We start from the raw sequence: 23403 nt of genomic DNA, 5'->3' as shown, positions 1-23403 counted from the left end.
AAACACTGAATCTGAAATTACCACTAGACAAATCTGTATTGAAGGTGCTATAGTGATTTCAGAAAAACAAGTTTGTTATTACGTTAGGGTAAGCAAGACTGTTTATGATACTTTGGGTAGTATTATAAGCAGTTTTTTTATTTGGCGGGGAGTTGGATTATACGCTCCCATGACATGCCGGTTTTATGGAGGAAGGGTCATTGAAGATAATCAGAGTCCTGAACACAAATGCAGTTGTAACGCTGGATAAGGACAGACGGGAGGTCATTGTCACCGGGCCGGGAATCGGATTTCAGAAAAAGAAAGGCGAACAGCTGGCTGAGGAATTAATTGACAAGACATACTGCCTGCGAAGCGGTGAGGACAGCCGCAGGCTCCAGCAGATCGTCCAGTCCGTCTCCGAGCAGTACCTGGGCATTGCAGGGCGGGTGGTGGATGCGGCGAGGAATGAGGGGCTGAAGGTGAATGACGTGTTATATATCACGCTCACCGACCACATCAATTCAGCGGTGGAACGCCTCCGGTCCGGCATTGCCCTGAAGAACATGATGAAGATGGATATGCGCAGGTTCTATGAAAAGGAATATGCCATAGGGCAAATGGCGGTGGGCTGGGTCCTTGAGGAAACCGGAATAGACCTGGAGGATGATGAGGCGGCCTTCATCGCCATGCACATCGTGACCTCGGAACTGGATAACAGTAAGATGATGGACATCCAGAAGATAACGGAGCTGATGAACGCTATCCTGCAGATTGTCAGGTTCCATTTTAAGATTGAGTTCCATGAGGACTCTGTTTCCTACCAGCGGTTTGTGACGCACCTGAAGTTTTTCTCAGCAAGGGTGTTTGACCATGGGGCTTACCAGGACAGCATGAAAGAAATCTACCAGGTGCTTGTGACCCAGAATGAGGAGGCTTATTCCGGCGTCAGGAAAGTGGCTGATTTTATTAAAAAGCAGTACAGTTACACCTTATCCGTGGATGAACAGCTCTACCTGCTGATCCATCTGAAGCGGATATTGGATGAGGAGAGGGAATTCCCCTGACCGGATAGAGCGGCATCCGGTACAGGGACAACTGAATAGATGATGATTAAGTTTGTTATTATTAAGTTAAGCAAGACTTGGTTATGAAAGGCGCAGACCCCGGGAAGGTGTGCCTTTTGTAATCAGGTCTTTATTTATTTCAATCATGAAGAAGAGGTGGATGATATGGATTATGAAGTGATGGCAAAAAAAATCTTACAGCGTGTGGGCGGCAGTGAAAATGTAGTCAGCCTGATCCACTGTATGACAAGGCTGCGTTTTACCCTGAAGGATGAGTCCGTGGTGGATGACGAGGCGGTAAAAAAGACAAAGGGCGTTATGGGAATTATGAAGAAGGCAGGCCAGTACCAGATCATTATCGGCAATGACGTGGCTAACGTTTACGCGGAATTGTGCAGGCTGGGGGATTTCTCAGATAAGGTTCCTGAGAAACAGGGCAAACCAAAAGAAAAGCAGAACCTGTTCTCCATGCTGATGGATACCATTTCCGGAATCATGACTCCGGTCATCCCGGCCATCATCGGCGCGGCCATGATTAAGGTCCTCCTTACCTTGCTTCCGATGATTGGAATCCTGGACACCGCGGGTGAGACATATCAGCTGCTCAGCGTAATCGGCGACGGCGCGTTCTTTTTCATGCCTGTGCTGATTGCGGTCTCGGCTTCCAGGAAGTTTGGCACAAACGTATATTATTCGGCCAGTATCGCACTCATCATGCTGCATCCTAATTTCATCAGCATGATGGGCCAGGCCCACGACGCAGGGCAGACCATTCATTTCCTGAGTGTAATGCCGGTCACCTATGCATCCTACTCCTACTCGGTCATCCCCATCATCCTGGCCGTATGGTCGCTGAAATACGTGGAAAAGCTGGCTGACAGGATTACTCCGGTCATCACCAAGAACTTCTTAAGACCCATGCTGGTCATGCTGATTGAGGCTCCCATTGCCCTGATTGTCCTTGGGCCGCTGGGCGCTATTATGGGAAATGTCCTGTCAGATGCGGTCTACTTCATCCACGACAAGCTGGGATTCATTGCAATCGGGCTGGTCGCGGGAATCTATCCATTTGTTGTCATGGCAGGCATGCACCACGCGTTTACGCCCATTAAGCTGGGAATGATAGCCACAACGGGATTTGAGAACTTTATCTGCATTGGCGAGCTTTGCTCCAATATGGCCCAGGGTGCTGCTTCCGCGGCCGTTGCACTGAAAAGTAAGAACAAGGATTTTAAGCAGGTTGCAGGTTCCTCCGCATTCTCTGCCCTTGTGGCAGGCATAACCGAGCCTGCGCTCTACGGGGTCACCCTGAGGCTGAAGAAACCCATGCTGGGGGCGTGTATCGGCGCGCTGGCCGGAGGACTGTTCGGAGGATTTTTCCAGATGAAATGCTTCGGCATCGCAACCCCTGCCATCGTGACCATCGTACAGTACGTGGAGGACAGCCGTCCCATGAGCCTGGTCATTGCGGCGCTGACCATCCTGCTTACCGTGGTAGTTGCATTCACCGCCACATTAATCATCGGGTTTGAGGATGTGGAGGATGAGGCGGATGAGGATGAGGCAGATGAGGATGTGGCGTATGAGGACGAGAAGGTGGAAGCAGAAGTGGAAGAGTCAGGGGAAATGAAGGCGTCAGGCAAGGAAACCGCCGTCATCCAGGCAGCGGAAGAACCATCGGAAACATTTACAATCCCAAGTCCTCTGGCAGGAAAACAGATACCCCTCAGCGAAGTAAAGGACGCCACCTTTGCAAATGAAGTATTAGGGAAAGGAACCGCCGTCATCCCATCGGCAGGAACCGTGGCGGCACCGTTCGACGGAACCGTATCCGTCATGTTTGAGACAGGGCACGCGGTGGGGCTGGTAAGCGATACGGGTATTGAGCTGATCATCCACGTGGGCATTGACACCGTGAACCTGAAGGGCCGGCACTTCCATCCGCTGAAGCGCACCGGGGACACGGTCAAAAGGGGGGAAATGCTTCTGACCTTTGACGTACAGGAAATCCTGGACGCGGGTTATGACATCACTACGCCTGTGATCGTATCCAACACGGACCGATACAGGGAAGTCGCTTCATCTGGCAACGGCACGGTTGCCGCATTGGACCCCATCCTGTCCGTCAGATGAATACCGGTCCCATCTGCTTTTTGTTCCATTCACTTTCTAAATAAATGCAATACATGTTAAACAAGGAGGAAAATCATGATTCAGATAAAAGCAAACCAGTTCCCGGAAGGTTTTCTCTGGGGAAGCGCATCTGCCGCGTATCAGGTAGAGGGCGGATACCTGGATGACGGGAAGGGACTGACCAACTGGGATACCTTTGTGCGCATACCGGGAAAAACCTTCAAGGCCACCACCGGGGACGTGGCGGTGGACCATTACCACAGATACAGGGAGGACATTGCCCTCATGGCTGAAATGGGGCTTAAGACGTACCGTTTTTCCGTGGCCTGGGCAAGGATTTATCCGTCTGGAAGCGGTGAGGTCAACGAGAAGGGGCTGGCCTTCTATGAGTCCCTTATCGATGAATGCCTGAAACACCATATCGAACCCATGGTCACCATCTACCACTGGGACCTGCCCCAGGCCCTGGTTGATTCCTACGGCGGCTGGGAAAGCCCGCGGATCATCGACGATTACGTGGCTTATGCCCAAACCTTATTCAGCCGTTTCGGGAATAAGGTTAAATACTGGATCACATTAAATGAACAGAACATCTTCACCTCCCTTGGATGGCTTACGGCCCAGCATCCCCCAGGGCATTTTGATGACCGGAAGATGTTCTATCAGGTAAACCATCACGCGTTCATGGCCCACGCCAAAGCAGTGCTTAAATACCGGGAAATGGGGGGCAAGGGACACATCGGCGCCAGCTTTGCCTATACCCCGTCCTACGCCCTGGACTGCCGCCCGGAAAATGCAATGGCAAAATGCAACTACGATGACCTGAAGAATTACTGGTGGATGGACGTGTATGCTTACGGCCGCTACCCTAAGGCAGCCATGGCCTATCTGAAGGAGCAGGGAATAGCGCCTAGGATGCAGCCGGGGGACGAGTCCGTCCTGAGGCGCGCGGCAGCGGAAATCACCTTCATGGGGGTGAACTATTACCAGAGCTGTGTGTGTGAATACAACCCGCCGGACGGTGTGACGCCGTACGGAACCATGAATACAACCGGGGTAAAAGGCTCCGCCCAGGAAGTGGGCATCCCAGGAATCTACAAAAATCCCGCCAACCCCTATCTGATGACAACTGACTGGGACTGGAGCATTGACCCGGTGGGACTTCAGTTCTGCTGCCGTGAGATTACCAGCCGGTACGGCCTTCCCATTGTGATATCTGAAAACGGGCTGGGGGCATTTGACAGGAAGGAAGAGGACGGGAGCATCCATGATGCCTACCGGATTGAGTATCTGAAGGAACACTTAAAGGCCCTGGCCCGGGCCATCCAGGAAGGTTGCGAGGTGCTGGCTTACTGCACATGGTCATTCACGGACCTGCTCAGCTGGCTGAACGGGTACCAGAAGCGGTATGGATTCATCTATGTGGACCGGGAGGAAGAGGAAGGAGCGCCCATGACCCGGTATAAGAAGGACAGCTATGCATGGTATAAAGAAGTGATTGGGTCCAACGGCAGGAGCCTGCTGGAAGGATAAGTGGTTCAACCCAAGGTCAGGAGCCTGCTGAAAGGATAAGTGGTTCAACCCAAGGTCAGGAACCCGTTGAAAGGATAAGCCTGATAGGAAATATCCGTGAACCAGGCGCACAGGATTAAATGAAAAGGTCTGCGGCTTCGTGATGGAAGGAGGAAGCCGCAGGCCTTTTTTGCATTCCGATCATCATGAAAAACATCCTGTTCCATGTCACATATGCAAACCCTGTATCCCACACTACTATCAACCCCTTCCCGCCTCTGATATAATAATGTCAATATGAAAGCAGGTGAGGCCATGAAGAAGACAGGAGCCGTGCTGGTGGCGGCGGGACTCTCATCCAGGATGGGGGATTTTAAGCCTATGCTGCCCTTTGGGGATTCTACCATTGCGCTGCATATTGTCATGATGTTAAAGCGCCTGGAGGTATCGCCCCTGGTGGTGGTGACGGGATACCGGGCAGAGGAGCTGGAACGCCATCTTTCCCATGCAGGCGTTCGGTTTGTGAGGAACGAACGGTACAGGGAAACGCAGATGTTTGATTCGGTCAGGCTGGGCTTGAAAGCCATTGCCGGACAATGTGAGCGGATCATGGTGATGCCCATGGATACACCGGCCATCATGCCCCGGACCATCCGCCAGGTGCTGATGATTGACGCCGGGATCGTGCGCACCGTGTGCAAAGGCGAGCCGGGGCATCCGATCATGTTCCAAAATGAGATAGCAGGGCAGCTGTGCGCCTATGAGGGCGGACGGGGACTCAGGGGGGCCATTGAGGAATCCGGCATCAGCGTCACGGACCTGGAAGTGGAGGATGAGGGGATTTACCGCGATGTGGACACAAAGGAGGAGTACCAGGAACTGGTTGAATGGAATTACAGGAGGGGCATGGGGCATCCAATCAGCCCCCTGGTGCAGGTCAGGCTCAGGGCCGGGGATGTGTTCTTCGGGCCGGGTACAGGACAGCTCCTCCATATGATACGCCAGACCGGCTCCATCCAGGAGGCCTGTCTGCGGATTGGGCTTTCCTACAGCAAGGGGACCAGGATGATAAAGGAAGTGGAGCGCCAGCTGGGAATCCCGGTGGTCAACCGCAGGACCGGGGGCATGGGCGGAGGCGGCTCCAGCCTGACAGAGGAAGGCACAAGGCTTTTAGAAGGCTATGAACAGATGGTTGCAGAGGTTTCACGGAGCACGGAAGTGATTTTCCGGAAATATTTCGGAAAGGGGCTTTACGGCTAAAGGAGGATATATGAGGACGGTATATCTTGTAAGGCATGGCATGGTGGATTTTCCGGGAGGAAAGAGGCGCTGCATCGGCCGCACCGACCTTCCGCTTAATGAGGTGGGCAGGAAACAGGCAGAGGATCTGGGGGAGTATTTCCGCACCAGGCCCGTGGAGGCGGTCTTCTGCAGTCCCCTGGCCCGTTCGGTGGAAACCGCTAAAATCCTTGCGGGAGGCAGGTTCCCTGTGCTGGAGACAGAGGGACTGGCCGAGCTTGATATGGGGGAGTGGGAAAATGTCCCTCTCTGCGACCTTAAGAAGGAACTGGAATCCGAACCTCTTTTGGGGGAGGGCCGGGAGCACGGACTTATGCGGATGGACCACACCATTAAGCATATCCTTTCACATACGCAGGGGGATGTGGTGGCAGTGGCCCATGCAGGGATTAACTGCTGTTATCTGGCCGGGCTAACGGGCCATCCGCTTAACACCTCCAGGGCGCTGACCCAGCCCTACGGCGGGATCAGCCGGATCATAGTTGACGACAGGGGAGCTGTCTTTGCCGCTGAGTCTGGCAGGAAACCAAGGATATCCCCCTGTGACAGGGAGTGCAGGGACATATGGGACCACTATGGGACCCCGGAGCGTGTAAGGCTCCACTGTAAGGCCGTGGCGCAGCAGGCGGACCGTCTGGGGCGTGCGCTTAAGGAGGCCGGATATTATGTCAATATGGAGCTGATACACAGCGCGGCCCTGCTGCACGACGTGGTCAGGGACAGGAAGGACCATGCCGCGGAAGGGGCCAGGGTCCTCACAAGGGAGGGCTATCCCCTGGTGGCTGAGATCATACGCTGCCATCATGACCTGGAGCATGAAATCATCAACGAAACCTCGGTGGTATACCTGGCGGATAAATGGATCCAGGGGGAACAGGAAATGTCCCTGGATGAACGGTTTTCCAGGAGCAGGGCCAGATGCGGGGGAAATCCTGGCGCCCTGGCGGCCCATGAGCGGCGCTACCGCCAGGCCAGGACCATGGAGGAAAAGGTAAGGAACTGCCTGACAGGATTGAAGACAGGATGAGTTCCGGTGTCAGGCTTCCGTATTCTGACAATGAAATTATTGACTGCAAAAGTGTTTACAAAAATCTTGAAAAGTGATATCCTGTAAATGGCGTTATTTTAAAAAATAAATAACGGGTGGAGGTTAAGGACAAATGAAACTGATTCAGACAGTGGACGCAGAGGGAACCGTGCTGTGTCATGATATTACGCAGATCATCAAGGGGGTTACCAAGGACGCCGTGTTCCGCAAGGGACATGTGGTGACAAAGGAAGACATCCCCGTGCTTTTAAGCGTTGGCAAGGACCAGCTCTATGTATGGGAGAAGGAAGAGGGGATGCTCCATGAGAATGACGCGGCGGAGATACTCTGCGCCATGTGCCTGGGCGCGCATATGGAACGCTCCCAGGCAAAGGAAGGGAAGATTGAACTGACTGCTTCCTGCGACGGCCTTTTAAAGGTGGACAATGACGGGCTTAAGGCGGTCAATGGATTCGGGCAGATGATGATTGCCACCCGCCACGGTAATTTCGCGGTAAAGAAGGGGGACAAGCTGGCGGGCACCAGGATTATCCCTCTGGTGATTGAGGAAGAGAAGATGGCTGCTGCAAAGGAAGCCGCCTCCCAGGCAACGAAGGGAAGGCCGATCCTGGAGCTGAAACCGTTCGTACATAAAAAAGTGGGTATTGTCACCACTGGCAATGAGGTTTTCCACGGGCGCATCAAGGATACCTTCACGCCTGTCATCGAAGAAAAAATCAGTGAGTTTGACACGGAGGTCATTGACCATGTGACCTGGGATGACAATGATGCCAAGGTGACGGCCAGCATCCTTGACATGATTAAGAAGGGAGCCGACGTGGTGATCTGTACCGGAGGCATGAGCGTTGACCCGGACGACAAGACGCCTCTTGCCATCCGCAACACAGGGGCCAGGGTTGTGTCATACGGGGCGCCGGTGCTTCCGGGGGCCATGTTCCTTCTGGCCTACTATGACGTGACGCAGGGGGATGAAAGGCGCACCGTTGCCATCATGGGGCTTCCGGGCTGTGTGATGTATGCAAAGCGCACCATATTCGACCTGGTGCTTCCAAGGGTCATGGCGGATGATGAGGTGACGGCCCAGGATCTTGCGGCCCTTGGACAGGGCGGCCTGTGCCTGAACTGTCCTGTCTGTACCTTCCCCAACTGCGGATTTGGAAAAGGACTGTAGGAGGGACGGCAATATGGAATTCACACATTTTGATGAACAGGGCAATGCCCTGATGGTGGACGTGGGTGACAAGGCGGACACCAAAAGGGAGGCAGTGGCAAAGGGCAGCATTTTCATGAGCAGCGAATGTCTTAAAAAGGTGGCGGAAGGCACCATGGCCAAGGGCGATGTGCTGGGGGTTGCCAGGGTGGCGGGAATCATGGGGGCAAAACGCACCTCCGACCTGATTCCCCTGTGCCATATCCTGAACCTGACAAAGCTGGCCATTGATTTTACCATCATAGAAGAAAATCATGAGATACAGGCGGCCTGCACGGCCAGGACCACCGGCAGGACCGGGGTGGAGATGGAGGCGCTGACAGGCGTGACGGTTGCCCTCCTGACCATCTATGACATGTGCAAGGCAGTGGACAAGACCATGGAACTTGGCAATATTTATCTGGAGCACAAATCCGGAGGCAAGAGCGGGGAGTTTCATAACCCCAGGAAGTGATGTTGGAGCATTTTACTATGAAAGATTCATTTGGAAGAAATATTGACTATATGAGGATATCCATCACGGACCGGTGCAACCTGCGGTGCAGGTACTGCATGCCAAACGGTGTGGAAAGCCTGGCACGTTCGGAAATCCTGTCCCTGGAGGAGATTGAGGCCATTGCCATCTGCGCCGCTTCCCTTGGCATCAGCCGGATTAAGGTGACGGGCGGGGAACCTCTGGTGCGCAGGGACTGCTGCCAGCTGGTGAAGCTGTTAAAATCCATACCCGGTATTGAGAAGGTGACCATCACCACCAACGGCGTGCTGCTGGACCGGTATCTGGAGCCTCTCATAGAGGCGGGGATTGATGGCATCAACATCAGCCTGGATACCCTGGACCCGTGTATGTATGAGCGGATTACAGGCTTTGACAGGCTGGCCGCCGTGATGAAGACCATAGAGCGGTCCGCGAATCTGCCTGTAAGGATTAAGATCAATGCTGTTTCCATTGATTTTAGTTCCATGGGCGGGGAAGACTGCCATGGCCCCGAGGGAATCTGGTGGAAGGAGCTGGTGGAACTGACCAGCCGTTATCCGGTAGACGTGCGTTTTATTGAAATGATGCCCATCGGATACGGCAGGCAGTTTAAGACCATCAACCACAAGGACCTGCTGGAAGAGATGCACAGGGAATATCCGGGGCTTACAGAGGATGATACGGAGCACGGCTATGGACCGGCCGTATACTACCGGATACCGGGCGCCCTTGGAAGCGTTGGGCTTATCAGCGCCATCCACGGGAAGTTCTGTGATGCGTGCAACCGTGTCCGCCTGACCTCACAGGGCTTTTTAAAGACCTGCCTGTGCTATGAGGACGGTGTGGACCTGCGCGCGGTCCTGCGGGAGGGCTTAAGGACGCCGGAGGGCGACGGCCATTACCATTGGCCATTAAGGGAATGTCCGGGCGATGAAAAGCTTCAGGCCCGTCTTGCGGCCGCCATGGAAAAGGCCATAACAGAAAAGCCTGCGGCCCACTGCTTTGAGCGGCCGGGGATGATAACGGAATCACACAATATGATTGCTATCGGAGGATAATGGAAGGGTTATGGGAGACATGACAGAGAAAAAGGAAAGCCCTCAGCTGGATCAGCCGGGGAAACGTGTGGAAGGAGTACTTCCTACAGGCGGGGAAGGAGCACTTCCTACAAGAGGGGAAGGCGTGCTGCCCACGGGCGTGGTGAAGGCCATCTGCATCAGCGACATCAGGGGAATTGAAAAAAGGGCCATTGAGGAAGGGCATTTCCTGGTGGATTTCGGAATTGAAGGGGATGCCCATGGCGGCAATTGGCACCGTCAGGTGAGCCTTCTTTCCTATGATAAGGTAAAGGCGTTTAACGAGAGGGGAGCTGACGTGGGCGATGGGGCCTTCGGGGAGAACCTGGTGGTGGAAGGCCTGGACTTCCGTGCCCTGCCGGTGGGCACGAAGCTGTACGCGGGAACCGTGGAGCTTGTGATGACCCAGATCGGCAAGGAATGCCACAGCCACTGCGCCATCTACAAACGCATGGGCGAATGCATCATGCCAAGGGAGGGCGTGTTTGCCAAGGTGCTGAAGGAAGGCGTCATCCGTCCGGGCGATGAGATGCGTATTGAACTGCCAAAGGAAGACAGGCCCTTTACCGCGGCTGTCATTACCCTCAGCGACAAAGGCGCCAGAGGCGAGCGGAAGGATGAGAGCGGCCCCGCTGCCAGGGAAATGCTGGAGCAGGCGGGTTATGAGGTGGTGGAAACCCTTCTCATACCGGATGAACCTGCCTTGTTAAAGACACAGCTCATGCGCCTGGCGGACGGACGCCAGGTGGATCTGATCCTTACCAGCGGCGGGACCGGATTTTCCCTGAGGGACCAGACGCCGGAGGCAACCCTGGCAGTGGCGGACCGGAATGCGCCTGGGATTGCGGAGGCAATCCGCTATAAATCCCTTCAGATCACAGACAGGGCCATGCTCAGCAGGGGCGCGTCCGTAATCCGTAAGAAAACATTGATCGTAAACCTTCCGGGCAGCCCCAAGGCGGTTAAGGAAAGCCTTGGATTCATCATGGATTCCCTGGAACATGGGATTAAGATACTGCGCGGAAGCGCATCCGAGTGCGCCAGACACTGAATGGCGGGATGCGGGGCGGACGATTGCCGCGGCAGGCAGCAACTGTTTAATCACAGCATATAACGGATACAAACCGGCAGGCCCACCTGTCATGGGTGGGCTTTTGCCTGGACTTCGATATATCCATTCGAGTATAACGGACGGTTCTTGTCCGTTTACAATACATCATATTATAATAAAAAGGAGCAGAAGATTATGAAAAAACACATTACCATGATGATGGCGGCCGTGATGGCAGCAACCGTACTGGCAGGATGCGGGGCATCCAAGGAAGCGGCAACCACAGCAGCGCCTTCTGAGACTGCGGCAGAAGCCGGGACCACGGCAGGGACTGACGCGGGGACAGAAACCGAAGCAGATACCAAGGCGGAGGCAGATACCAAGGCAGAGGCGGCCTCCGGCCAGGAGACCGAAATCCTGGTGGCGGCAGCGGCCAGCCTTAAGAATGCCTATGAGGAAGAACTGATTCCCATGTTCCAGGCCAAGTATCCGGGCGTTACTGTGAAGGGGACCTATGACAGTTCAGGCAAGCTCCAGACACAGATTGAGGAAGGCCTGGAAGCCGATGTATTCATGTCGGCGGCAACCAAGCAGATGACGGCCCTTGACGGGGAAGGGATGATTGCTTCTGACACCATCACCAACCTGCTGGAGAACAAGATTGTGCTGATCGTACCCGCGGGCAGCGGTTCTGGCCTTGCCAGGTTTGAGGACATTGAAAAGGCTGAGAGCATTGCACTGGGAGACCCGGCCAGTGTCCCGGCAGGACAGTATGCGGAAGAAGCATTGACGAGCCTTGGGATTTGGGATAAAATTCAGGATAAGGTAAGCTTTGGCACAAACGTGACAGAGGTACTTAACCAGGTTGCGGCAGCCAGCGCGGACGCAGGCATCGTATATGCAACCGATGCAGCCAGCATGGCAGACCAGGTTCAGGTGGTTGCAGAGGCTCCGGAGGGCAGCCTGGCCAAGAAGGTAATCTATCCGGTTGCCGTTGTGAAGAACACTGCCAATGAAGAGGCGGCTAAGAACTTTGTCGAATTCCTGAAAACTGATGAAGCCATGAAGGTGTTTGAGTCTTACGGATTCACAAAGGGAGAATAGTAAGGGCAGAAGCAGGAGTAAAGGTTTTGCCGGATGCACCGGGACAACGGCTATGATGTGTTCCGGTGTACGCCGGCCTGGGCGGTCCGGGGTCTGTTTGATCATTCATTCCCGCCATCTGCGGCCCTGGTCAGACATAATAATGGGAGAGAGGGTACATACATGGATTGGTCACCCATACTGATTTCGATGAAGACAGCCAGCCTGTCGATTTTGATTACATTTTTCCTTGGGATTTTTGCTGCCTGGGCAGTGGTAAGCCTTAAAAATGAGGTGTGGAGGCTGTTCTGGGACGGGGTGCTGACGCTTCCGCTGGTGCTTCCGCCTACGGTGGCCGGCTTTTTCCTTCTCTATATATTTGGGGTCAAACGCCCGGTAGGGCAGTTTTTTATTGACTATTTCAGCATTAAGATTGCATTTTCCTGGGCGGCCACCGTCATTGCGGCCATCGTCATGTCCTTTCCGCTGATGTACAGGTCGGCCAGAGGCGCATTTGAACAGGTGGACCAGAACCTGGTGGCGGCGGCCAGGACCCTGGGTATGAGCGAGTGGAGTATTTTCTGGAAGGTATTGATTGCCAACGCAGTGCCGGGCGTTGTCAGCGGCGGCGTGCTGGCCTTTGCAAGAGGGCTTGGGGAGTTCGGCGCCACGGCCATGATTGCCGGCAACATCGCGGGCAAGACAAGGACCCTGCCCATGGCGGTCTATTCCGAGGTGGCTGCCGGAAACATGGATAAGGCATACAGCTATGTGGCCATCATTGTGGTGATTGCATTTATTTCGGTTTTTCTTATGAACTGGGCGGCCCTTCGGACCGGAAGCAGGAGGGGTTAGGATATGGTTGTGGATTCAGTACATGATCTCCGTTTGGGAGTGGATATAAAAAAGAAGCTGAAGGAATTCAGCCTGGACATTGGATTTGAGGCCGGAATGGGATGTCTTGGGATACTGGGACCATCGGGCTGCGGCAAAAGCATGACCCTTAAATCCATTGCAGGCATTGTAAGGCCGGATTCGGGCAGGATAGCAATCCAGTATGCCCAGGGGGAAGCGGCAGGGGGAAGGGTGCTTTACGATTCATCCTTAAAGGTCAATGAAAGGCCCCAGGTGCGCAGGGTAGGCTACCTGTTCCAGAATTACGCCCTGTTTCCCAACATGACGGTGGAACAGAACATATTGACCGGCTTAAACAGCGCGGGCGGAAGGAAGGCCGTGTCCAGGAAGCGCCAGCCCCTGACCCAGAAGGAGAAGGACGGAAAGGTCAGGGAAATGCTTTCAAGGTTCAGGCTGGAAGGCCTGGAACAGCGCTATCCGGCACAGCTTTCCGGGGGGCAGCAGCAGAGGGTGGCCCTGGCCCGCATCCTTGCATATGGGCCGGAGGTGCTATTGTTAGATGAACCATTTTCAGCCATGGATACGTATCTAAGGGAAGGGCTGAGGCTGGAACTGGCCAGCGTCCTGAAGGATTACGACGGGGTCAGCGTCATGGTGACCCATGACAGGGATGAGGCGTACCAGCTTTGTGACAGCCTTCTCCTGCTGGACAGGGGAAGTGTGCTGGCCAGTGGGAAGACCAGGGACATATTCCAGTGTCCCATCACCTGCCAGGCAGCCAGGCTCACGGGCTGTAAGAACATATCCAGGATTGGACGTCTGGGTCCGCGGCGCATAAAGGCCCTGGACTGGGGCGGGTTAGAGCTTACAACGGACCGGGATGTGGACGGTTCCATCACGGCGGTGGGTATCAGGGCACATGATTTTGAACCCCTGTCCGATGGGGAGGCAGAGCAATGGAAAGGCAGGGAAAACGGAAACCTGATCCAGGTGGGGTCTCCCAATATTTCCGAGATGCCCTTTGAGTGGTACATTACATTGTCCAACGGCCTGTGGTGGAAAAAGGAAAAGGATATCCACACCCACAATACCGCCGGGCTTGTACCGGGGTGGCTGCGGGTGGAGCCTGCGGCACTGCTGTTACTCACAGGGGAGTTAAATGGATAAAAGGAGAATGTGGATATGAGGACAGGCGCAGTGGTTGTTGCGGCAGGGCACAAAAGTTCCGTAAGCAGTTTTTCACCCATGCTTCCCATAGGGGACAGTACGGTCATCAGAAGGATCATCATCACCCTTAAGCGGTCCGGCATTGACCCGGTGGTGGTAATCACAGGGGAACAGGGGGATGAGGTGGAGAAACACATTGCGGGCCTGCGCGTCATCTGCCTGCGCAATCAGAATTATGGGCATACCCAGATGTATAACAGCATCTGTCTGGGCCTGAACTATATTGAGGATTTATGCGACCGGGTATTCATCCTGCCTGCCAAGTTCCCCATGTTCCTTCCGGAAACCATAAAGCGGATGATGGATACCGATGCCCAGGTGGTCTGCCCTGTATTTGAGGGAAGAAGGGGGCATCCGGTGCTGGTTTCCAGCGCCGTCATCGGTAAACTGCTGAATTACAAGGGGGAACAGGGGCTTCGGGGCGCCCTCAGGCAGGCGGATGTGTACCGGTGCGCGGCCGAGGTTGAGGTGGAGGACCAGGGAATCATCCTGGCCGTGGAAACGGATGAGGACCGCGCCCAGAGTAACCTGGACAATGAACGGCTGGACATTTTCCCCCAGGTCCAGCTGACTCTGGAGCGGGATGACGGGTTTTTCGGTCCCTCCGTGGCCCAGTTCCTGTCCTTGATTGACCATACGGGTTCCATGCAGACAGCCTGCAGACAGATGCACATGTCCTATACCAAGGGCTGGAAGATACTGAAGGCAGCGGAAAAACAGCTTGGATACCCCCTGCTGATTACCCAGTCAGGCGGGGCAGAGGGAGGTTCGTCCCTGCTGACCCCCAAGGCCAGGGATTTCCTGGCCCGTTTCCTCCGGATGGAGAAGGAACTGAGGGAGGATGCGCAGAAGCTATATGAAAAATATTTTTCCATGGAGGATGAGACAGGTCTATGAAAGCATTATTTGAAGAGTTATCCAATGTATTGGCAAAAGGGGAGGAGGCTGTGCTGGTCACGATCATAGCCAGCTCCGGCTCCACGCCCAGGGGCGCCGGTTCGCGCATGCTGGTGAGGCAGGACGGCACCATCAAGGGGACCGTGGGCGGCGGATCAGTGGAATACCAGGCCATACTCACGGCCATGGAAGCCATGAAACATAAATCTTCCTATACAAAGGGATTCACCCTGAACCGGAACCAGGTAGCTGATATCGGCATGGTCTGCGGCGGCAACGTGGTGGTTTACTTTCAGTATATCCGCCCGGATGACAGGGCATTTGCAGAATTCTGCACCAAGGTGCGGGACGCCCTTGGCAGGGATGAGGACAGCTGGCTGCTCCTGGACATAACGGACGAAACCTGCTGGCAGATGGGGCTTTACAGCAAAAGCACAGGCCTTACAGGCATGGACAGGCCGGAGCAGGCAGAGCTGGAGCTTCAGGAACCGCTCTTTACAGGCAGGACCCTTCAGCAGGAAATCGGGGGACGCAGATATTACATCGAACCCCTGGTCCAGGCAGGGACGGTCTATATCTTCGGCGGCGGACATGTGGCCCAGGAGCTGGTGCCTGTCCTGTCCCATGTGGGGTTCCGGTGCGTGGTCATGGACGACCGGGAGGAATTTGCCAACCGTGAAGTATTTCCCCAGGCAGCAGGAACCATTGTCGGGAACCTGGAAGAGATTGGCAGTTACATTGACGTCAGGCCCTGCGACTATGTGTGCGTCATGACCAGGGGCCACCAGTTTGACTACTATGTGCAGCGCCAGGCCCTGTCCATGAAGCCGGGCTACATCGGCATCATGGGAAGCAGGAATAAAATCAGGGTGGTAACGGACAAACTGCTGGCAGACGGCTTTACAAGGGAAGAGATAGAAGCCTGCCACATGCCCATCGGGACGGAAATCCGGGCGGAGACACCGGCAGAGATAGCCATCAGCATTGCAGGCGAGTTAATCTGTGAGCGGGCTGCCAGGATGGGACGCAGGAAGTGAGGATAAGACTTCGTTAAATAAAATACAAAAATTTTTAGGTAACCTAAAATAATTTGTATTAATAAACAAAAACAGAGGATGTACGGTCTGAAAGATCATCTATATTGCGGATTGTGCGCCAGCGGGTTCCGGGCTATAATCAGAGTATCCAAATGATAAGCAGAATACTTTGAAAGAAGGGAACGCAGATGGCAGTAATTGCAATCATACTTGCATACGGCATCCTCAGTGTGGAGCTGTATGGCGTCATCAGGGATAACATCCGTAAATAAAATGGGAAGCAATTGACCAAATGATAGGAAAAACAGTCAGGAACACAGGGCAGGGCCGCTGGTTCCCGGCTGTTTTTGTGCGTTTATGGCTTTCCTTAAATTGTAATTTATGTTAAGATAATCTGTACGGGAAACTGAAGGGTTGGAATGGGAAGGATTGGAATGGCGCACAGGAGGGAGGATGGGCATGGATGCATACTATAAGGACGGAGGCGGATGGAACCGGTCGGACAGGCTTTTTGACGCGCTGGACCTGAAAGGGCGGATGGGACAGAAGGCAAAAAAAGGCAGCGGGCCATATGTGATTTCCTTAACAGGCGGAGGCGGAAAAACCTCCCTGATCCGCCGTCTTGCATGGGAGGGGATGGAACAGGGGCTTAAAGTCCTTGTGACCACCACCACCCACATGGCCGTGCCGCTGCGCCTGGGCGTTTTTTCGTGCAGGGAAGAGGATGTGAAGGCAATGCTTGACCGGGAACACGCCGTGGTGGCCGGGCAGACCAATGGGGAAGGGAAGATTTCCTACATGGGGGACGCGGCCTATCACAGGTTGTGCGCCCTGGCCGACCTGGTGCTGGTGGAGGCGGACGGGGCCAAACGGCTGCCTCTCAAGGTGCCGCGGGGCAATGAGCCGGTCATACCGGACAATACGGATTTAATCCTCTGTGTCAGCGGACTTATGGCCGCAGGCAGCCTGGCCGCTGAAAGGTGCTTCCGCCTGGAGACGGCGCAGCGTGTCATGGAGATCCATGGGCGCAGGGATTATGATGGTGGGGAAGACGGACAGTGGCGGATAACCCTGGAGGACATGGGCTGCCTGATGCGGTATGGGTATCTGGAACCGCTCCGGGCGCAGTATCCGCAGGCAGAGACCATACCTGTATTGAACCAGGCCGACACGGTGGAACTTGCACGGGCTGCGTCCGGGCTTTTGGATGAAATGAAGGAGGAGGGCGGGATTGCAGCAGGCAGGCTGCTGGAGGAAACGTCCGCAGGATTATTTTAACATGAATATATCATTTATCTATATGGCGTCCGGATATGGCAGCAGGTTCGGCTCCAACAAACTGTGCGCCATGCTGGACGGCAGGCCGCTGTACCGCCATGGGCTGGAATGCCTGCTGGCGGCAGCCGGGGAACTGAGGGAAAAGGATGGATTTGACGTGCGCCTGATACTGGTCAGCCAGTACCGGGACATATTGGAGGATGGGAACGGCCTGGGACTGGAAACCGTGTATAACGGTTCCAGCAGCCAGGGGATTACGGCTTCCCTGCGCCTGGGCACTGAAGCCGCGGGGGAGGATGCGGACATCCTTCTGTTTTTTGTGGCGGACCAGCCCTATATGAAGGGGTCTACCGTGGCCTCCTTTGTCCGCGGGTTTGCAGGATGCGGATCCGGGATCGGCTGTGTGGAAAGCGGGGGCCGGAGAGGGAATCCGGCGGCATTTTCCCGCAGATACAAAAAGGAGCTGCTGGCGCTTATGGGGGACCGGGGCGGCAGCGTAATCATGAAGGCGCACCCGGAGGATGTATGGACCATGGAGGTCCCGGCAGGGGAATTAAAGGACATCGATGTGCAGGAAGACCTGGAACGGTAACCGTACCGCGGGACCGTGCGCGGGCCGTGCCTGTGGGAAAGGGGGGATTGTATGAGTGAGATGAATGACTTTTCAAAGGGCAGCGTCATAAAGAATATCCTGAAGCTGGCCCTGCCCATGACCCTGGCCCAGCTGATTAATGTACTGTACAATATCGTTGACCGGATATACATAGGGATGATACCGGAAAACGCCACCCTGTCCCTGACCGGATTGGGGCTGTGCCTTCCCATCATATCCATTGTCATTGCCTTTGCGAACCTGTTCGGCATGGGAGGCGCCCCGCTGTGTTCCATTGAACGGGGGCGGGGCAATACATCCGAGGCAGAGTCCATCATGGGCAATGCCTTCGTGATGATGATGGCAGTGGGAATCCTCCTGACGGCCACGGGGCTTATATTCAAACGCCCCATGCTGTATCTGTTCGGGGCCAGCGACGCAACCATAGGCTATGCGGACGCCTACATAACCATCTACCTGATGGGCAATATCTTCGTGATGACAGGTCTTGGCATGAACAGCTTCATCAACTCCCAGGGATTCGGGACCGTGGGCATGATGACCGTGCTGCTGGGCGCTGTGAGCAACATCATACTGGACCCCATATTTATTTTTGTGTTCCACATGGGCGTCAGGGGGGCTGCCCTGGCAACCATCCTGTCACAGTTCCTGTCTGCTGCGTGGATCATCGCGTTCCTCACCGGAAAAAGGACAATCCTGCGGCTGCGCCCGTCCGCCATGAAGCTGGAAGGCGCCCGCATCCTGCGCATTGTGGGGCTGGGCATGTCCGGCTTTACCATGTCCATTACCAACAGCTCCGTGCAGATCATGTACAATGTCATGCTACAGAAGTTCGGCGGCGACCTGTATGTGGGGATCATGACGGTCATCAACTCGGTGCGGGAGGTCATTTCCATGCCGGTCAATGGCCTTACCAACAGCGCCCAGCCGGTGATGGGGTTTAATTACGGGGCAAGGGAATACGGCAGGGTCAGGAAGTCCATTGTGTTCATGTCCGTGGTCAGCATTGCATACACGGTGGTTGTATGGCTCTTTGTACATGAATGTCCGGAATTCTTCATCCGCATCTTTAACCGGGAAGGGGAACTGGTGGAAGCGGGCGTTCCTGCCATGCGGGTGTATTTCTTCGGATTTTTCATGATGTCCCTCCAGTTTGCGGGCCAGGCCGTGTTCGTGGGGCTTGGAAAATCGAAGAATGCGGTGTTCTTTTCCATTTTCCGCAAGGTCATCATTGTCATTCCGCTGATCCTGATCCTGCCGTCCGTATTCAATCTGGGTACGGCGGGAATATTAATGGCAGAGCCAATCTCCAACTTTATCGGCGGTACGGCATGTTTCGGGACCATGATGCTCACGGTGTGGCCGGAGCTAAAACGCGGGGCGAAGGAGAAAACCAACCAATGAAGAGAAATGTACTTAGGATAACGGCAGCACTTGGGGCGGCGGCCTTTCTGTTCACCACCGGATTTGCCAGGGCGGAAGACCATGCATCCGGTCAGGCGGGATATTTAAGGTCCGCCACCTATTATTCCGATGACTGGGTCATCAATTTCTGGAACAGTGAAAGCAGCCGTATGGATGAGGAACTGGCGCAGATTGCCGAAGACGGGTTCAACAACATCATCCTTGTGGTGCCTTGGAGGGAGTTCCAGCCGGACACATCGCCCTGCACCTATAACAGCTATGCCTGGGATAAGCTGGACCGGGTCATGGAAGCCGCCGCGGACCAGGGACTGAGCGTCATGCTGCGCGTGGGGTATACATGGGATTATTACGGAAGGGATAATGTGCTCTCCCGCTACCGGGGGCTTATGTATGACGGGGAGGTCCGGGACGCCTGGATGGAATATGTGGGCCGTCTTTATGAACGGGCCTCGTCCCATGGGAATTTCTGCGGGGGCTTCATCACATGGGAGGATTTCTGGAACTTTACGGACACCAGCGCCAGCCTGGGAAATAAAGCCAGCGGAAAGAAAATGGCCAGGCAGTGCGGCTATACGGAGTATGCCGGGGAACATTATACCCTTGAGGAACTGGAGGACATATACGGGCATTCCCTGGAAAGCTATGACGACCTGTATTTTCCGGAAAAGGATTCCTATGCCAGGAAGATATTCTTTGAGTTTTATGATGATTTCCTCAATGGACTGCTGGCTGAAAGCCAGGAAGCATTTCCCGGCCTTTCCATGGAGGTACGGCTGGATGTGGATCCTGTGGAACACGGGGACGGGTCGCTGGAGGGATTCATGCATTCATCTACCTTCCCATGCGGGGATGCAGCCTATACAAGCACCATGTACAGCGTGCCAATGGGCTTTTTGAATGAACATGAAAGGGTTACGGCAGAGGAGGTCCTGGAGAAACTTCCCGTGTTCATGAACCGGCTTCACGTGTACAGCGGCGGAAAGCCGGTGTACATCGACCAGTTCCTTTTCACGGACAACACAGTGGGATATGAGCACAACGCCCAGCTGATGGACGACCAGAAGGCACTGTTCCTGGAGAAGGCGGCCCCTGTCTTAAAAAGCATGACCATGGGATACGGCATATGGACATACCGGGATTACGGCGACAATAAGCTCTACAATGCCCAGTTCGGGCTGGGACAGGAAGGCTGGAGGTTTTCTGGCGGCAGCAGCGTGGTCACGCGGGACAGCACCAGGCAGGCCATGATCCCGGGCGGCGCAGGCATTTACCAGGATATCGGAAACCGTATGACAGGCACAACAGGAAAGGATACACATGTAAGGTTCCTGGCGGAAAGCGAGGGCAGCAGCCAGCTGTCCGTCAGCGCGTCAGGGCGTACCAGGACCTTGGAGGTAAAGGGCGCGCGCACGGTTGAGCTGGTTTTTGAAAATTGCAGCGCAAAGGATTTCTCCATCAGTGTCAGCGGAAGCACCGCCTATGTGGATGACGTCCAGGTATTTACATTCACGACCCAGGGCGAACTGTACCAGATGGACGGTTCCGAGGGAAGCTGCATTGAAGCGCTCCGTCTAATGAATCAAAATCTATAAAAAGCGCATACTATCCTTGTCATCGGTAGACGTTTAAACCATGAGAAGGAGGAAATGATCATGACTAAGCTGGAATGTAGCGTTAAGAACTGTGTGCACAATGCGGATAACTGCTGCTGCAAGGCGGCCATTGCCGTGGACGGGAACAAGGCAAAGGAAGCTGAGCAGACATGCTGTGCAAGCTTTGATGAGAACAAGGGCGGAAGGTTCACCAACCTGTTTAAGACTCCTGAGACAAGGCTCGATATTGCCTGCGACGCCGTAAAATGCATTTACAACGAGGAGCACCGCTGTACTGCTGAGCGCATTGACATCAGCGGGGACGGGGCCTGTGAATGTACGGAGACCAGGTGCAATACATTTAAAGCAAAATAAGATTGGCTTTGGCTGCAGATTGGGGCTGCCATACCGGAAGGATACGGTATGGCAGCCCCAATTTTCTGTTTTTCACGAAATTCCGGTTGCCAAGGGACAGGATTAAGGGCCGGAATGTGTGAACCGCTTGCAAATCAGGGCGTTTTATCATATAATAATCTGGATAAGGGTCCAAGATTTTTGCCTTGGGAAAAGAGGAGATGAAGCATATGAGCCGCAGCACAGCCGGGAGGATTGCAGGTATATGGTGCATTGCCATGCTGTTGGGGGCATTGACAGGCTGCAGCAGTCAGGCAACAGAGGAAAAGACCGTGATCAGGGTTCTCTATTTAAGCAGCTTTAAGGAGGTGGAGGCACTGGTTGAGTCCACCTATGACGATATTGACCTGCAGGTGGAGATATCGCCTTATTCCAGCGAACAGCTAAGGCGCCTGGAACGGGGCGTGGGTCCGGACCTGGTGGTCACCATGCAGCCGGATTCCAATATGGTGGAAAAATATCTGCTGGACATCAGCGATACAAAGGCCAGTACGGCGTATGACGGCACTGTCATGAACGCCTCCAAACTGGATGGGAAGACATATCTGATCCCGCTGCCCGGTGTGTACAGCGGATATGTGGTCAATGAAACCATGTTTGAGCGGGCAGGCCTGCCATTTCCCACAAGCAATGAAAACCTGGTGGACTCCCTTTCCAGGCTGAAGGAAAAAGGAATCGGCATCGGGGAAGATGATATTAATTTTTCAATCATGAGTGATTATAACACGTCGGTGGGCATGTTTTACGTGGGCTGCATGGTGCCTGATTTCCTGGGGACCGTTGAGGGGGTTAAGTGGCTGGCGGATTTTAAAAATAAAGAAGCGTTCTTTTCCGGGGTCTGGGAACAATGCTTTTCGCTGTCGGATTCCCTGGTGGAGGCCGGTGTCATGGATCCTGTCGCCATTGCCCGGCAGCGCAATTCAATACTATGCAAACAGCGTTTAAGCAACGGTACCCTGGCAGCGGCTTTTGGGGATTCGGCATTGTACTATGAATGTATTGAAGCCAACCGGAAAGAGGCAGAGGAGGGGATTTCGGAGGCATATACCTACCGGATGCTTCCGCTTTTCAGCGATGAAGGGAATAAGCCCTGGTTTCTGTTTTCACCCTCAGCCCTCATGGGTATTAACAATGCCGCCAGCCAGGAAAAACAGGATGCCTGCAAGCGTATACTGGACCTGCTTTCAACGCCTGAGGGGCAGGACGCCCTGATTAAGGATTTGGGGGCAGGCATGTCCTGCCTGCGGGATTACAGCCAGCAGAAGGATCTGATTCCAAAGGGCGTGGAAGGATATGTGGAATCAGGATACATTTACAATGTCCTGTTCCCAAGTAAAACCGTGGAATACCTTGGCGGTTACGTAAGGAAAATCATGAATGGGACATGCTCTGTGGAGCAGGCATTACAGGCAATCGACCAGTTTTACTGCGAGGGGACGGACCAATCTGCCTACGATTTCACTGTCATCGGAACTGTAAGCCATGACCTGATGGCGCAGGATTTTAATGTGCGGCGTGGCGAGACCGAGATTGGGAATTTCATAGCGGATTGTGTTGCCCAGGCATCCGGGGCACCGATAGCGGTGGTCAATGGAGGCGGGATCCGCGCCAGCTTTTATCAGGGTGTGGTCTATGGCGGGGATATGGCAGCGGTATGCCCCTTTGACAACCAGGTCATTGTTCTGGAAATGGACGGCAGGACCGTGTGGGATATGCTGGAAAACGGTGTGTCTGCCTGCACGGATGAGTTTCCCGGCGGCCGCTTTTTACAGGTCTCAGGTCTCAGGTATACCTTTGACAGCAGCAGACCTGCCGGAACCAGGCTTGTAAGCGTGACATTGCCGGATGGTCAGGATCTGGATTTAAGTGCGGACTACCAGGTGGCGGTCACGGACTATATGGCCGGTGCAAAGAGTTACGCTGAAGGCAACGGGGACGGATATACCATGCTCAACTGCTATGACGCCGGCCTGCCGAAGGGCAATGTGGAACTGGTAAAGGAAACAGGGCTGTATTACCGCGATGCCATGTCGGCTTATTTTGAACAGCACAGGGACATCGTGGCAGATCCCCGGTTGGAAGGAAGGATCTGCGATTTAGGGCAGGACGGATAGACAGACAGGCCTCCTGCG

General features: G+C 54.4%; 20 protein-coding genes. All 20 read left to right on the top strand.

The window, feature by feature from the left end:
* The first annotated feature begins 200 nt into the window (after nucleotides 1-200).
* Nucleotides 201-1046 carry a BglG family transcription antiterminator LicT gene (licT, locus tag LK536_RS52935; protein WP_227796928.1) on the top strand — a complete coding sequence of 282 codons (846 nt, stop codon included), beginning with the start codon at nucleotides 201-203 and terminating at the stop codon, nucleotides 1044-1046.
* Between the two features lie 165 nt (nucleotides 1047-1211).
* Nucleotides 1212-3179 (top strand): beta-glucoside-specific PTS transporter subunit IIABC, encoded by a 1968-nt coding sequence (locus LK536_RS52930; RefSeq protein WP_227796927.1) that lies wholly within the window; start codon nucleotides 1212-1214, stop codon nucleotides 3177-3179.
* A 75-nt stretch (nucleotides 3180-3254) separates the two neighbouring features.
* Nucleotides 3255-4712, top strand: coding sequence for a glycoside hydrolase family 1 protein (locus tag LK536_RS52925; protein WP_227796926.1), 1458 nt, complete (start codon nucleotides 3255-3257; stop codon nucleotides 4710-4712).
* A gap of 294 nt (nucleotides 4713-5006) precedes the next feature.
* Nucleotides 5007-5951 (top strand): NTP transferase domain-containing protein, encoded by a 945-nt coding sequence (locus LK536_RS52920; protein ID WP_008722259.1) that lies wholly within the window; start codon nucleotides 5007-5009, stop codon nucleotides 5949-5951.
* A gap of 10 nt (nucleotides 5952-5961) precedes the next feature.
* Complete coding sequence (locus tag LK536_RS52915; RefSeq protein ID WP_227796925.1) at nucleotides 5962-7017, top strand: histidine phosphatase family protein; 1056 nt, start codon at nucleotides 5962-5964, stop codon at nucleotides 7015-7017.
* A gap of 133 nt (nucleotides 7018-7150) precedes the next feature.
* Nucleotides 7151-8209 (top strand): molybdopterin-binding protein, encoded by a 1059-nt coding sequence (locus LK536_RS52910; protein ID WP_227796924.1) that lies wholly within the window; start codon nucleotides 7151-7153, stop codon nucleotides 8207-8209.
* A gap of 13 nt (nucleotides 8210-8222) precedes the next feature.
* Nucleotides 8223-8702, top strand: a complete 480-nt coding sequence (gene moaC / locus LK536_RS52905) for a cyclic pyranopterin monophosphate synthase MoaC (RefSeq protein WP_008722265.1) — start codon at nucleotides 8223-8225, stop codon at nucleotides 8700-8702.
* A gap of 17 nt (nucleotides 8703-8719) precedes the next feature.
* Nucleotides 8720-9781 carry a GTP 3',8-cyclase MoaA gene (gene moaA, locus LK536_RS52900; protein WP_227796923.1) on the top strand — a complete coding sequence of 354 codons (1062 nt, stop codon included), beginning with the start codon at nucleotides 8720-8722 and terminating at the stop codon, nucleotides 9779-9781.
* Between the two features lie 10 nt (nucleotides 9782-9791).
* Nucleotides 9792-10850, top strand: a complete 1059-nt coding sequence (locus tag LK536_RS52895) for an MOSC domain-containing protein (RefSeq protein WP_227796922.1) — start codon at nucleotides 9792-9794, stop codon at nucleotides 10848-10850.
* 195 nt (nucleotides 10851-11045) lie between these two features.
* Nucleotides 11046-11954, top strand: a complete 909-nt coding sequence (modA, locus tag LK536_RS52890) for a molybdate ABC transporter substrate-binding protein (RefSeq protein ID WP_227796921.1) — start codon at nucleotides 11046-11048, stop codon at nucleotides 11952-11954.
* A gap of 162 nt (nucleotides 11955-12116) precedes the next feature.
* On the top strand, nucleotides 12117-12788 hold the full coding sequence (gene modB, locus LK536_RS52885) for a molybdate ABC transporter permease subunit (RefSeq protein WP_025482854.1): 672 nt from the start codon (nucleotides 12117-12119) through the stop codon (nucleotides 12786-12788).
* 3 nt (nucleotides 12789-12791) lie between these two features.
* On the top strand, nucleotides 12792-13955 hold the full coding sequence (locus LK536_RS52880) for a sulfate/molybdate ABC transporter ATP-binding protein (protein ID WP_235712258.1): 1164 nt from the start codon (nucleotides 12792-12794) through the stop codon (nucleotides 13953-13955).
* Nucleotides 13956-13970: 15 nt separating this feature from the next.
* Entirely contained in the window at nucleotides 13971-14912 is a 942-nt protein-coding gene (locus LK536_RS52875) for an NTP transferase domain-containing protein (protein WP_025482852.1), read from the top strand.
* Nucleotides 14909-15949, top strand: a complete 1041-nt coding sequence (locus LK536_RS52870) for an XdhC family protein (protein ID WP_227796920.1) — start codon at nucleotides 14909-14911, stop codon at nucleotides 15947-15949. The genes LK536_RS52875 and LK536_RS52870 overlap by 4 nt, the downstream gene beginning before the upstream one ends.
* Before the next feature lie 459 nt (nucleotides 15950-16408).
* Nucleotides 16409-17227, top strand: a complete 819-nt coding sequence (yqeC, locus tag LK536_RS52865) for a selenium cofactor biosynthesis protein YqeC (protein WP_227809772.1) — start codon at nucleotides 16409-16411, stop codon at nucleotides 17225-17227.
* A 1-nt stretch (nucleotide 17228) separates the two neighbouring features.
* Nucleotides 17229-17819: a nucleotidyltransferase family protein gene (locus LK536_RS52860; protein WP_227796918.1), complete on the top strand. Its 591-nt coding sequence runs from the start codon at nucleotides 17229-17231 to the stop codon at nucleotides 17817-17819.
* A 51-nt stretch (nucleotides 17820-17870) separates the two neighbouring features.
* Nucleotides 17871-19244 carry an MATE family efflux transporter gene (locus LK536_RS52855; protein ID WP_025482850.1) on the top strand — a complete coding sequence of 458 codons (1374 nt, stop codon included), beginning with the start codon at nucleotides 17871-17873 and terminating at the stop codon, nucleotides 19242-19244.
* Complete coding sequence (locus LK536_RS52850) at nucleotides 19241-20857, top strand: glycoside hydrolase family 113 protein (protein WP_227796917.1); 1617 nt, start codon at nucleotides 19241-19243, stop codon at nucleotides 20855-20857. Before LK536_RS52855 ends, LK536_RS52850 begins: the two co-directional genes overlap by 4 nt.
* A gap of 60 nt (nucleotides 20858-20917) precedes the next feature.
* Nucleotides 20918-21232, top strand: coding sequence for a DUF1540 domain-containing protein (locus LK536_RS52845; RefSeq protein WP_025482848.1), 315 nt, complete (start codon nucleotides 20918-20920; stop codon nucleotides 21230-21232).
* 209 nt (nucleotides 21233-21441) lie between these two features.
* Nucleotides 21442-23385, top strand: coding sequence for an extracellular solute-binding protein (locus LK536_RS52840; protein ID WP_025482847.1), 1944 nt, complete (start codon nucleotides 21442-21444; stop codon nucleotides 23383-23385).
* Nucleotides 23386-23403: the final 18 nt, after the last annotated feature.

It is taken from the genome of Clostridium pacaense, from assembly GCF_020709765.2.
Lineage (GTDB): Bacteria > Bacillota > Clostridia > Lachnospirales > Lachnospiraceae > Enterocloster > Enterocloster hominis.
This window is presented reverse-complemented; position numbering and strand designations above follow the sequence as displayed.